Here is a 12,216-nt window from a genome sequence, read left to right as displayed (position 1 = left end):
CCTCACCCCAGCCCTCTCCCCGGAGGGGAGAGGGGCAAGAACTCAGCGCAGGCCGGTCTCGTTGCGCGCGATCACGATGCGCTGGATCTCGCTGGTGCCCTCGTAGATCTCGGTGATCTTGGCATCGCGGAAGTAGCGCTCCAGCGGCATTTCCTTCGAATAGCCCATGCCGCCGTGGATCTGCACGGCCTGGTGGCTGATCCACATCGCCGCCTCGGAGGCGGTGAGCTTGGCGATCGCCGCTTCGGTGCCGAAGCGCCCGCCGTTCTTCTCCGCCTCGCCCTTGGCCCAGGCCGCGCGCAGGGTGAGCAGGGTAGCGGCATCCAGCTTGCACTTCATGTCGGCGATCTTGGCCTGGGTCAGCTGGAAGCTGCCGATCGGCTGGCCGAAGGCCTTGCGGTCGCGCGACCACTGCAGCGTGGCCTCGTACGCGGCACGGGCGATGCCCACCGCCTGCGAGGCGATGCCGATGCGGCCGGCGTCCAGCACGCCCATCGCGATGGCAAAGCCCTTGCCTTCCTGCCCGAGCAGGTTCTCCTTCGAACAGACGTAGTCGTTGAGCTCGATCTCGCAGGTGGCCGATGCGCGGATGCCGAGCTTGGGCTCGGTCTTGCCGGCATGGAAGCCCGGGCGCTTGGTGTCGATGATGAAGGCCGACACGCCCTTGGCGCCGATGCCAGGCGTGGTGATCGCAAACAGCACGATGTAGCGCGCCACCGGGCCGGATGTGATCCAGCTCTTCTTGCCGTTGATCACCCAGTCGCCGTCGGCGTTCTTCACCGCGCGGGTGTGCATGTTGGAGGCGTCGGAACCCGACTGCGGCTCGGTCAGCGCATAGGCGCCGATGGCATCGCCCGAGGCGATCGCGCGCACGTAGGTCTGCTTCTGCTCCTCGGTGCCATGCTTGAGGATGCCGTTGCAGAACAACGAATTGTTGACCGACATGATGGTCGAGGTGGCGGCGTCGGCCGCGGCAATCTCGATCATCGCCAGCACGTAGGCGATCGGGTCCATGCCGGAGCCGCCGTACTCGGTCGGCACCTCGATGCCCATCAGGCCCAGCTGGCCCATCTCCCGGATGTTCTCAAGCGGGAACTCGCCCTTGGCGTCCAGCTCGGCGGCCACCGGCGCAATGCGCTTTTGCGCGAAATCGCGGGCGATCGACTGGATCGAGAGCTGGTCTTCGGTGAAACGGAAATCCATGGGAGGCTCCAAGGCTTGGCGAAGCCCGCTAGTTTAGCCGAAGCGGCATGCGCCTCCGTAGGAACGGCACGCTCTTGACGCCCACGGCACCGGCGCCTAGCCTATCCATCTTCGCATCGCGATAAAGGGATGGAAATGGATCTGGCAACCGCCTCCGGCGTCCTGCGCCTGCTGGCCGATCCCACCCGCGTGCGCCTGCTGGCCTTGCTGGAACGCGAGGAACTGACCGTGGCCGAGCTGGCGCAGGTGCTGCACCTGGCGCAGCCGCGCGTGTCCACCCACCTGGCCAAACTCAAGGAGGCCGAGCTGGTGCGCGACCGTCGCGCCGGCGTGTCGGCCTATTACCGCGCCAACAACGAAGGCGGCTCGCACCAGCACGCGCTGCTGCACTCGCTGCGCGAGAGCATCGACGATGCGCTGCTGCGCGAGGACGCCGCGCGACTGCCGGCGGTGCTCGCCAACCGCGCCCGCGAGGAAGGCTGGGCCGACACCGTGGCCGGCGACATGGAGCGCCACTACTCGCCGGGCCGCACCTGGGAGACCCTCGCCCGCTCGCTGCTGCAGCTGCTGGAAACCGGCGACGTGCTCGACATCGCCTCGGGTGACGGCGTCACCGCCGAACTGCTGGCGCCGCATGCGCGCTCGATCGTCTGCGTCGACTCCAGCGAACGCGTGGCCGCCGCCGCGGCGCAGCGCCTGAAGGCCTTCGGCAACGTCGAGGTGCGCCAGGGCGACATGCACGCGCTGGACCTGGGCAAGCGCCGCTTCGACCTGGTGCTGATGCTGCACGCGCTGACCTACGCCGAGCGCCCGGCCCAGGCCGTGGCCGAGGCCGCGCGCCTGCTGCGCAGCGGCGGCCGGCTGCTCGCGGTGACCCTGGGCAAGCACGCCCATCGCGCCGTCGTCGAGCCGTTCGACCACCGCAACCTGGGCTTCACCCGCGACGACCTGTGCGGCCTTGCCGCCGGAGCCGGGCTGACCGTTTCCAGCTGCGTCCAGCTCAGCCGCGAGCGCAAGGCGCCGCATTTCGAAGTGATCAGCCTGCTCGCCCGAAAGCCCTGACCCGATCCTTCCTCCGCGTGCGGGGAAAGGTGCCCAAGAGCGGATGCGCGCAATCCCTGCCCGCAAAAGTAGAGAACAACCATGACCACCCTGCCCTGGCTCCACCCCGACCGCGTCGCTCAGCTCGAACAGGCGCTGCGCGAACGCATCCTGATCCTGGACGGCGCAATGGGCACCATGCTGCAGGGCCATGCGCTGGACGAGTCGGGCTTCCGCGGCGAGCGCTTCGTGCATGGCCACGACAGCGCGCATGAGCACTCCCATCCCGGCGGCTGCGACCTCAAGGGCAACAACGACCTGCTCACGCTCACCCGTCCGGAGCTGATCCGCGGCGTGCACGAGGCCTACCTCGAGGCCGGCGCCGACCTGGTCGAGACCAACACCTTCAACTCCACCCGCATCAGCCAGGCCGACTACCACCTGCAGCACCTGGCCTACGAGCTGAATTTGGAAGGCGCCCGGGTGGCGCGCGCAGCCTGCGATGCGTGCACCGCCAAAACCCCGGAAAAATCGCGATTCGTCATCGGCGTGCTCGGTCCCACCAGCCGCACGGCCTCGCTGTCGCCGGACGTCAACGATCCGGGCTTCCGCAACGTCACCTTCGAGGAGTTGGCCAGCAACTACCGCGAGTCGGCCGCCGGACTCATCGATGGCGGCGCGGACATCGTGATGGTCGAGACCATCTTCGATACGCTCAACGCCAAGGCGGCACTGTTCGCTCTCTCCGAGCTGTTCCGCGAGCGCGGCGCGCGCGTCCCGGTGATGATCTCCGGCACCATCACCGACCGCTCCGGCCGCACGCTCTCGGGGCAGACCGCCGAGGCGTTCTACTACTCCGTCAGCCATGCCCGGCCGCTGGCGGTGGGCCTCAACTGCGCGCTGGGCGCCGCCGACCTGCGCCCGCACGTGCAGACCCTTTCCGACATCGCCGACTGCTACGTCAGCACCCACCCCAACGCCGGTTTGCCCAACGCCTTCGCCGAGTACGACGAGACGCCCGAACAGATGGCCGGCGTGATCGCCGGCTTCGCTCGCGACGGCCTGCTCAACCTGGTCGGCGGCTGCTGCGGCACCACGCCGGCACATATCGCGGCGATTGCTGAAGCGGTGCGTGGTTGTGCACCACGGCGGTTGCCCGAAGTCGCGCAGGCGGCATGACTCGTCCGACACCCGCACGCTTGAGCCCTCTCCCCCCGGCCTTGCCCGGGAGACAGGGTTGGGAGAGGGGAAGGCTTTTGGTCTTCCGCTCTACCCGAACGCAAGAGCGCCCCTTCCCCCCAACCCGCTCCCCCGGCTGCGCCAGGGGAGCGGGAGCAAATGCCAAAGCCAAAGCATGACCACTATCCGCCACACCCGACTCTCCGGCCTGGAGCCCCTGGTCCTCACCCCCGACCTGCTGTTCGTGAACGTCGGCGAGCGCACCAACGTCACCGGTTCGGCGCAGTTCAAGAAGCTGATCAAGGAAGATCGCTACGAGGAGGCGGTCGAGGTCGCGCGCCAGCAGGTCGCCAACGGCGCGCAGATCATCGACGTCAACATGGACGAGGGCCTGATCGACTCGGAAGCCGCGATGGTGCGCTTCCTCAACCTGATCGCCGCCGAGCCCGACATCGCCCGCGTGCCGGTGATGGTCGATTCCTCCAAGTGGAGCGTGATCGAGGCCGGCCTGCGCTGCCTGCAGGGCAAGGGCATCGTCAACTCGATCTCGATGAAGGAAGGCGAGGAAGCCTTCCTCGAGCACGCCCGCAAGGTACGCCAGTACGGCGCCGCCGCGGTGGTGATGGCGTTCGACGAGGAAGGCCAGGCCGATACCTGCGAACGCAAGGTGGCGATCTGCTCGCGCGCCTATGAGCTGCTCACCGGGCAGATCGGCTTTCCGCCGGAAGACATCATCTTCGACCCCAACATCTTCGCCATCGCCACCGGCATCGAGGAGCACAACAACTACGCGGTCGACTTCATCGAGGCCGCCCGCGAGCTGAAGCGTCGCTTCCCATCCAGCCACGTCTCGGGCGGCGTCTCCAACGTGTCGTTCTCCTTCCGCGGCAATGACACGGTGCGCGAAGCGATCCACTCGGTGTTCCTGTACCACGCGATCAAGGCCGGCATGGACATGGGTATCGTCAACGCCGGCGCGCTGGCGATCTACGATGACCTCGACCCTGTGCTGCGCGAGCGGGTGGAGGACGTGGTGCTCAACCGCCGCAGCGACGCCACCGAACGCCTGCTCGAGATCGCCGACAACTACAAGAAGAAGAAAGGCGAGGCCGTCGTCGAGAACCTCGCCTGGCGCGACAGGCCCGTGCGCGAGCGGCTCAGCCACGCCCTGGTCCATGGCATCGACCAGTTCGTCGTGGAAGACACGGAGGAGGCGCGCCAGCAGTGCACGCGCCCGCTCGACGTCATCGAGGGCCCGCTGATGGACGGCATGAACGTCGTCGGCGACCTGTTCGGGGCCGGCAAGATGTTCCTGCCGCAGGTGGTCAAGTCGGCCCGCGTGATGAAGAAGGCGGTCGCCTACCTGCTGCCCTACATCGAGGCGGAAAAGCTCCGCACCGGCGACGTCGGCAAGAACAACGGCAAGATCGTGATGGCGACGGTCAAGGGCGACGTTCACGACATCGGCAAGAACATCGTCGGCGTCGTGCTCCGCTGCAACAACTTCGAGGTGGTCGACCTCGGCGTCATGGTGCCGGCGCAGAAGATCCTGGAAACCGCGATGGCCGAGAAGGCCGACATGATCGGCCTGTCCGGGCTCATCACGCCGTCGCTGGAAGAAATGGGCCACGTCGCCCGCGAGATGCAACGCCAGGGCTTCACCGTGCCGCTGCTGATCGGCGGCGCCACCACCTCGCGCGCGCACACCGCGCTGAAGATCGAGCCACACTACAAGTCGCCCTGCGTGTGGGTGAAGGATGCCTCGCGCGCGGTCGGCGTGGCGCAGTCGCTGGTCAGCAAGGATCTGGTCGACGGCTTCATGGCAAAGGTCCGTGCGGAGTACGCCGAAGTACGCGAGCGCCATCGCCATCGCGGTCCCGGCAAGCAGCTCGTCCCGCTGGAAAAGGCACGGGCACAACGCTTCACCTCCGACTGGGCCCACTACGAACCGCCACAGCCGGCCAAGCCCGGCCTTACCGTGTTCGACGACTACGATCTGGCCGAATTGCGCGACTACATCGACTGGACGCCGTTCTTCCAGGCCTGGGAACTGGCCGGCCACTACCCCGCCATCCTCACCGACGAAGTGGTCGGGGCGCAGGCGACCGAACTGTTCAACGACGCGCAGGTGTTGCTCGACCGCGTCATCGGCGAGAAGTGGTTGACCGCTCGTGCGGTGATCGGTTTCTGGCCGGCCGCCAACGTGATGGACGACGTCGAGATCTACACGGACGACGGCAGGGTCATGCTCCACCACCTGCGCCAGCAGGCCGACAAGCCGGTCGAGCGTCCCAACCTGTGCCTGTCCGATTTCATCGCTCCGAAGGAGTACGGCAAGCGCGACTGGATCGGCGGCTTCGCAGTCACCGCGGGCCTGGGGATCGAACCGCACCTGGAACGCTTCCGCGTCGACAACGACGATTATTCAGCCATCATCCTCAAGGCGCTGGCCGACCGCCTCGCCGAAGCCTTCGCCGAACGCATGCACGAGCGCGTGCGCCGAGAATTCTGGGGCTACGCGTCGGACGAAGCGCTGAGCAACGAGGCGCTGATCGCCGAGGAGTATCGCGGCATCCGCCCTGCTCCCGGTTACCCGGCCTGCCCCGACCACACCGAAAAGACCACCCTCTTCCGGTTGCTCGACGCCAACGCCAACGCCGGCATCGAACTGACCGAAGGCTTCTCCATGTATCCGGCCGCAGCCGTTTCCGGGTGGTACCTCTCGCATCCCGCAAGCCAATATTTCGTGGTCGGCCGCCTCACCCGCGAACAGGTCGAGGACTATGCCAGGCGCAAGGGCTGGAGCCGCGAGGAAGCCGAGCGTTGGCTCGCATCCAATCTCGATTACGACCCCGATTGATATTCGAAACGGCGTCGTTGCCGGTCGGGCGCGCGCCGGGCGGCGGCCTCAAACCGGCGCCTCGCCCTCGCCCCGGCGGCGGTGCCGCAGATGCACGACCAGGTTGTAGACCGACACGAACACAGGGAAGAAATTGGACAGGATGCCCACCGAGTCGTTCTTGCCCACGACGAAATAGGCCAGCAGCAGCGCGCTGCCGCATACCGACAGCCACCAGAACGACAACGGCATCACCACCCGCTTGTACTTGCGCGTGTAGTACAGCTGCACGAACCAGCGGCTGGTGAACATGAAGGTGCCGGCGAACCCGACCAGTTTCCAGGGCGTGAGTTGGAAGTGCTGGATGGAGTCGATGATGTGCGGGAGGATGCCCATGGGATTGGCCGTGCGGGAAAGCCGCGCATTCAACCCAACGCCGCCCGCCATCGCCCCGACCCATTGACCTCGGGCCGCAGCCTCCGTATAGTTGCGCGCTCCCGGCGGGCGGTTAGCTCAGCGGTAGAGCACTGCCTTCACACGGCAGGTGTCGCAAGTTCGATCCTTGCACCGCCCACCATGCATACGAAAAGAAAACCCGGCCTAGCGCCGGGTTTTCCGTATGTATCTGCCGCAACCCCTCAGCTGCCGCAACTACCGCCTGCGGCGATCGGCCGGATGGTAGGGCGGCCGGAGGCCGACAGCAGCAGCTCTGCGCCCTGCACGCGATCCGTGCTTTGGCCGACCGAGCCCCCCGTCGGCACCGAGCAGATCAGGAAGTGCAGAGGCTTGTCGCCCAGCACGGAACCTTGCTGGCTGAATCCGACGTCGTTGACGGCGGTGCCGGTGTCATCGACCAGACGGATGCTGATGCCCTGCTTGGCCTGAGTGACGCGCAACACCTCGTCGGCCGAGCCAAACGCCGCGGCGGGGCCCGGGGCGGTCTCGCGATAGACCACCCAGCCGCCCTCGAAGGCGTTGGATCCCGTGCAGGCGGTGCCGGCCGTGCTACCGCAGATTTCCGTGACCACCCGGCGAGTGATCGCGTCGTTGCGGGCGTATTGCAGGTCGGCCAGCATCGCGTTGGACTGCGAGGTGACCGCATTGCGCCGAATGAAATCGCGGAAGTTCGGCAAGGCGATGCCCGCCAGGATCGCGAGCACCATTACCGCGACCATCAACTCGATGAGGGTGAAGCCGCGCTGAGTCGCGTGCATGGTCATGGCTTGGCCCCTGCCTCGCAGAATTGTGAGATCCGCTGCGTGGCGCGAACCTTGGCCTGCGCACGCTGCTCCGCATCGAGCTTGGTAGCCGCATCGGGGTTGCTGCCGCTGACCACCAGTCGGCCCTGCTCGAGCACCTTCAGGTCGCTCCGGGCGGCTGCGCAGGAACGCTGGCGATAGGCGGCCTGCGCCTGCTCGAGCTCCGCCGTCGGTTGCGTCGGCGGCAGCGGCTGTGCCGGCACGGCCTGGCTGCCGCTCGCCTCTTTCACCTTGATCGTCTCGGCCTTGTGTCCCGGCGGGGGCGTGGCACTGAAATGGACCGTGCCGCTTGCGTCGGTCCACTTGTAGTAAGTGCCGTCCTGCGCCATCGCCGCCATGGCCAGACACGCCGCCACGAACCCGACGAAAACCCTGCTGCGGATCATGCTCAACGCCCCCAGCATGCCGGATCGTTAGCCGTCGTACCGGTGGAATTCTGTCGGCCCGCCTGGTCCAGGCTCAGCGTCTGGCATTGCTTGTCATCCTGCTGCTGGGACCCGGTAGCCGTGGCCGTCACGCTGTAGGTCGTCCCCGCGCTCGACGTGCCGGCGACGCTGACGGAGTAATAGCTGCCGGCCATGGAACTGGAACCTCCGAGCGCGCCCAGGTTATCGGCGTACTGGTTGTTGCTGTAGAGGAAACGCTCCTGCCTCGCTGCCAGTTCGGTCAGCGCGCGCTGCGCATCCACACGGTGGGATCGCACCACGTACTTGCGGTAGGACGGGATCGCGACCGCCGCCAGGATGGCGATGATCAGCACCACGACCACCAGTTCGATCAGCGTGAAGCCTAGTTGCCGGCGCATGAGGCCTCCTTATTTGTCCAGCGGTTCATGCCAGGATACCTCGCTGCTGAGCACCGACTTGAGGGTGGTGATCTCCTTGCAGATGATTGCGCCGGTCGACGTCTGCACGCAGGCGGTCAGCTTGCTCTTGCCGGTGCCCTCGCCCACGTGCAGGCTCGGGGGCGCGGGCAAGCCGGGGCCGAGATCGGTCGACTTGGTGACGGCCTGTTTGCCGCCCACGTTGGTGGTACCGAAGAACTGGAGTGTCGGGCTGGCCGTGCCGCTCTTGTAGTTGAGCCCGTACAGCGCGCCGCGGCCAACGTCGGTGCAGGTGTCTATTCCCGGGAAGAACGTGGTGGTGAGCAGCACGCCGCCAAGCAGGCTCTGCGTGCTGACCACCCGCTCGGACGGTGTGGTGTCAGTGGTGGTCGTGGGTGCGGTCAGCTTCTGGTACCAGCCCAGGCGCGAAGCCGTGTTGAAGCTGCCAAGCAGCTTCTGGAACGTATCGATTGCGTTTCCGCTGGCGTCCGTACCGCCGCCGGTTACCGAGTTGTCCGTGAACACGTTGATGCCGGTGACGTCGAGCAGGTCCGCCATCGCCAACGGCAGGACCTTGTACTGGGCATCGGTGCTGGACAGCAGCGACGTGTCGATCAGGCCCACGATCTTCTGCTGCGCGGTCGAGGACAGGTCGGTCTTGGTATAGGCCCGCCCCGTGCCGAAGAACACCATGGGAGCGCCACGGTCGTTGCGGCCGACCGTCGGACGGATGGTGATCGGCAGGTTCAGGTCCGAAAGCACCCGCTGCGGCGTCCAGTTGGCCGGATTGGCATCGGGCACCCCGCTGTTCATGAAGCTCAATTTCCACAGCAGGCCGCCGAAGCCGTTGCTGCCGTTGTCCTGGACGCTGCCGAAATAAAGCCCTTCGGAGCGGCCGTCGAGGTTGTAGTCGGAGGCAATCAGGTCGCCCGCGAAGCTCTTCGCCCCAGCGCCGCTCGCGCCGATGTTGGCCAGGTCGAAAACCTTGGCTGGCGTGGCCGTAGGCGTGGTGGAGACCAACCCTGCCAGGTCGTAGGCGCGGATCTTCAGGGACGTCGAGGCAACCGCATTGCCGCCTTCGGTCGTTCCCACGCCGCCGTTGTCCGTCGTGCCCGAACCGGTGAACAGGAAGAACTTGTTGGGACTGCCGGAGGTGCTGTCGCGGAACATGGCCTCCGCCGGAAGCGAGGAGGTATAGGTAGCGATCACCTTGGTGATATCGGTGCACGAAGGCAACCCGGTCTTGGTGCCGCAGGTGGCCGAAGTGTCTGACAGTTCGGTGTTGGTCAGCTCGGCAAGCAGAACCGGCGGCTTCTCCGGATTGGTCACGTCCAGCACCACGTAGGCGGAGAACGAATTTTGCGTGGCGATGGTGCCGTCGGTTGCCGTATTCACCGAGATCGGGCCGCCGCCAAAGCGGAAAGGCACGATAAGGATGGTGCCCCACCCATCGGGGTGGTCGGTGTCATTGGCAAAAATCTTGACGTCCTGCGCGATCGGGCTGCCATCGACATAGAAGTTGTGCTTGTAGGCCGGATCGGCCAGCCAACGCAGGTGCGGCAGCAGGTTGCCGGGCACGTAGGCCCACAGCTCTCCGCCCAGCGGGTCGGCAGTGACCGAGAGCGTGGTATCGGTCGGGGTCAACTGCAGCTTTTGCGCGCTGGCGTTGTAGAAGCCGCCGTTGAAGGCATGCAGCATGCCGTCGTTGGCGCCCACGTAGATCACCTGGCGACGGCTGCGGTAGTGGTCGCGGAAGGTGCCGTAGCTGGTGTCGCCGTAGAGCAGGTCGAAAGCCTCCGATGGCGTGCCGACCACGACCGGGGTCGAATCGACGATATCGCCCAGGCGCAAAACGCGCAGCGTGCCGTCGTTGTTGTAGTCGACCGTGCGCGACCGCCAGAGAGGCACGCCTTGGCTGTCCTTGTCGAGCACTTCGTAGCCGCGGATCCACGCGATGACGCGCTTGGCTACGTCCGTATCGGCCGTGTTGAGGTAACGGAAGTTGCCGCTGTAAGTCGTACTGTTTCCGGTTACTTTCTTGTCGCCGTAGAAGCCGCTGCCTGCACTTGTCCCGCTGAAGACGAACGGCTGCTGCTCCCCGCTGTCGACCACGCCGTTATGGTTGGCGTCGATCCAGGTGAAGATGTAGCGCCCGGAGCCGGTTGCGGTGGAATACGAGCGGTTGGCGCTGGTCAGGTCGGTGTTCACCCCGGTGTTGAACGTGGTCGACCACAGCTGCTGCTGGGCGCTCCAGACCGTCTGCAGTTCGTCCAGCCCATGGTCGGTGATGACCGCCTTGGTCTTGTCGAACACGGTCACCGGGGTGCCGGCGGCATTGGCCGGCATGATCTCGCGGTGGAACTTGGTCTGGCCGTCGTTGGGGTCGTAGTAGAACTCGATCACCGGATCGACGTCATACCCGTCCAGCACGGCGTTGCCGGTGGAGTCCAGGCCGTTGCCGTTCTCGCGCAGGCGGCCGAAGCTATCGGTCCACAGGCCATTGAGGGTGCCGTTCCAGTCCGCGGCGCGGTCCTTGGAATCCTTGCGCTCGGCCTGGTAGAGCGCCTGGTAGACCAGGCCCACGCCCTTTGCGCTATTTGCCACCACTGCCGCTGCGGTACCCGAACCGGCGCGCTTGAGGATGGCGTCGAAGGTGCGCGACAGGCGGTCGGAGAGCTGCGCGGGGTTGCGCACCAGGAAGTAGTTGTCGGGGATGCCGTCCTGGCCGGCCGCGCCGGTATCGTTGATGATCGCGTCCCACTCGGGCGAATCGAGGCGATCGGGCTTGTTGTCGTTGTTCTGGTCGTTGAAGCCACCGTACTTGGCGGCGAAGAACAGCGGGTTCGGAAGCGGCAGTTGCTCGGCCGGGCCGGAGGAGTATTTCTCCACCGACGGTTGCGTCCACTTGGTCGCACTGCCATAGCTTCCGAAAAGGAGGCTGCCGTTGGTGTTGCCAGGCCGCAGCACGGTGAACTTCACGCCGCTGACGTCCTGGGTGCTGCCCTGGTTGTACGCACCCGCTGCCGTATAGCCGATCTGCAGCGCGTTGCCGGCGTAGGCAGCCAGGGACTCGGTGCGCACCAGAATGAACTGCTCGCCCAGATTCTTGGCGTTGCAGGAGTTGGAAGCCGTACCCTCGCAGATGTCCGGCGTACCATCGCTGTTGCCGTCGTAGGCGCACGCCGCGCCCTTGCAGAAGCTCAGCATCTCGACCACGTCCTGGTCATGGTCATTGCCCCACTGCGAGTCCTCCCAGGTGATCATGAAGCTGCCGCTGACGGGCACGCCGTTGCTGTCCAGCTTGTAGGGCAGCCCGAAGACGTGGCATGGACTGGTACCGCCGCAGGTGCCGGGGCTGGTCGGCGTCTGCCCGTTGACCACCTTCAGCCAGTCGCTCTGCGAAAGAGTGGTGGATGTCTGCGTGCCGATGGTCAGGTTGCCGAGGTAGCAGCTGCGCCAGCCGGTGGAGCTGCCGAGTGTCGCGGTGCCGGTGTTGTTCGCCTGGCATGCGGGCGTGATCGTGATCAGGTCGGTGGTGGTGCTGCTGGCCTGCACGCTGATCTGGAAGGTCGGCAGCGTCTCGGCAAGGGCGATCGCGTAGGTCTGCACCTTGGTCTTGCCTGGCTTGGCCGGGCGCAGATCGGGCCGCATGTCGTTGGTCCAGGCCTCGTAGGCCAGGCCCGCGAGCTGGTAACCGCCTTCCAGCGACGGGATGTCCGGGCACACGCCGAAGGTGGTCGACAGGTCAGCGATGAACTTGGGCGTGCACACGTCCTGGTAGGTGGTCGAATCCAGAGCTCCGGTGCGGCCCACCAGGTATTTCGGGGGCTTGCCGCTCAGCACGCCGGACAGGTCCTCGTTCACGCCAACGT

General features: G+C 66.1%; 9 protein-coding genes and 1 tRNA gene. 4 read left to right on the top strand and 6 right to left on the bottom strand.

Going from position 1 to position 12,216, the window contains the following annotated elements:
* Positions 1-42: 42 nt before the first annotated feature.
* Positions 43-1,203, bottom strand: a complete 1,161-nt coding sequence (locus tag HOQ08_RS07995; RefSeq protein WP_291193085.1) for an acyl-CoA dehydrogenase family protein — start codon at positions 1,201-1,203, stop codon at positions 43-45.
* Between the two features lie 135 nt (positions 1,204-1,338).
* On the opposite strand from HOQ08_RS07995, the gene HOQ08_RS07990 reads away from it, so the two are divergent.
* The 3 genes from HOQ08_RS07990 (at position 1,339) to metH (ending at position 6,283) form a co-directional block, all read left to right on the top strand.
* The gene (locus tag HOQ08_RS07990; RefSeq protein ID WP_291193082.1) at positions 1,339-2,265 is read left to right on the top strand and encodes a metalloregulator ArsR/SmtB family transcription factor; all 927 of its coding nucleotides are present in this window, start codon (positions 1,339-1,341) and stop codon (positions 2,263-2,265) included.
* An 81-nt stretch (positions 2,266-2,346) separates the two neighbouring features.
* Entirely contained in the window at positions 2,347-3,423 is a 1,077-nt protein-coding gene (locus HOQ08_RS07985; protein ID WP_291193080.1) for a homocysteine S-methyltransferase family protein, read from the top strand.
* A 175-nt stretch (positions 3,424-3,598) separates the two neighbouring features.
* Entirely contained in the window at positions 3,599-6,283 is a 2,685-nt protein-coding gene (gene metH / locus HOQ08_RS07980; protein WP_291193078.1) for a methionine synthase, read from the top strand.
* A 48-nt stretch (positions 6,284-6,331) separates the two neighbouring features.
* Here the strand turns inward: metH and HOQ08_RS07975 are convergent, their stop codons facing one another.
* On the bottom strand, positions 6,332-6,658 hold the full coding sequence (locus HOQ08_RS07975; protein ID WP_291193076.1) for a lipid-A-disaccharide synthase N-terminal domain-containing protein: 327 nt from the start codon (positions 6,656-6,658) through the stop codon (positions 6,332-6,334).
* 106 nt (positions 6,659-6,764) lie between these two features.
* Here HOQ08_RS07975 and HOQ08_RS07970 point away from each other — a divergent pair.
* Positions 6,765-6,839 (top strand) — tRNA-Val (locus HOQ08_RS07970).
* A gap of 61 nt (positions 6,840-6,900) precedes the next feature.
* Here HOQ08_RS07970 and HOQ08_RS07965 read toward each other — a convergent pair.
* From HOQ08_RS07965 to HOQ08_RS07950, 4 genes are all read right to left on the bottom strand, one after another.
* Entirely contained in the window at positions 6,901-7,482 is a 582-nt protein-coding gene (locus tag HOQ08_RS07965) for a GspH/FimT family pseudopilin (RefSeq protein WP_291193074.1), read from the bottom strand.
* Positions 7,479-7,925 (bottom strand): DUF4124 domain-containing protein, encoded by a 447-nt coding sequence (locus HOQ08_RS07960; RefSeq protein WP_291193071.1) that lies wholly within the window; start codon positions 7,923-7,925, stop codon positions 7,479-7,481. Before HOQ08_RS07960 ends, HOQ08_RS07965 begins: the two co-directional genes overlap by 4 nt.
* Positions 7,910-8,326 (bottom strand): type IV pilin protein, encoded by a 417-nt coding sequence (locus HOQ08_RS07955; RefSeq protein WP_291193069.1) that lies wholly within the window; start codon positions 8,324-8,326, stop codon positions 7,910-7,912. The genes HOQ08_RS07960 and HOQ08_RS07955 overlap by 16 nt, the downstream gene beginning before the upstream one ends.
* Positions 8,327-8,335: 9 nt before the next feature.
* Positions 8,336-12,216 (bottom strand): PilC/PilY family type IV pilus protein (locus tag HOQ08_RS07950; protein WP_291193067.1); only part of this gene is annotated, 3,881 nt, incomplete at its 5' end.

This window comes from Frateuria sp. (genome assembly GCF_013362045.1).
Taxonomy (GTDB): Bacteria; Pseudomonadota; Gammaproteobacteria; order Xanthomonadales; family Rhodanobacteraceae; genus Frateuria_A.
The sequence above is the reverse complement of the archived record's forward strand: the minus strand, read 5'-3'. Positions and strand labels throughout refer to the sequence as shown.

Coding starts and splice junctions, on each gene's coding strand:
- HOQ08_RS07995 (WP_291193085.1), bottom strand. CDS start 1,203: ATGGATTTCCGTTTCACCGAAGACCAGCTCTCGATCCAGTCGATCGCC.
- HOQ08_RS07985 (WP_291193080.1), top strand. CDS start 2,347: ATGACCACCCTGCCCTGGCTCCACCCCGACCGCGTCGCTCAGCTCGAA.
- HOQ08_RS07965 (WP_291193074.1), bottom strand. CDS start 7,482: ATGACCATGCACGCGACTCAGCGCGGCTTCACCCTCATCGAGTTGATG.
- HOQ08_RS07955 (WP_291193069.1), bottom strand. CDS start 8,326: ATGCGCCGGCAACTAGGCTTCACGCTGATCGAACTGGTGGTCGTGGTG.
- HOQ08_RS07960 (WP_291193071.1), bottom strand. CDS start 7,925: ATGCTGGGGGCGTTGAGCATGATCCGCAGCAGGGTTTTCGTCGGGTTC.
- metH (WP_291193078.1), top strand. CDS start 3,599: ATGACCACTATCCGCCACACCCGACTCTCCGGCCTGGAGCCCCTGGTC.
- HOQ08_RS07975 (WP_291193076.1), bottom strand. CDS start 6,658: ATGGGCATCCTCCCGCACATCATCGACTCCATCCAGCACTTCCAACTC.
- HOQ08_RS07990 (WP_291193082.1), top strand. CDS start 1,339: ATGGATCTGGCAACCGCCTCCGGCGTCCTGCGCCTGCTGGCCGATCCC.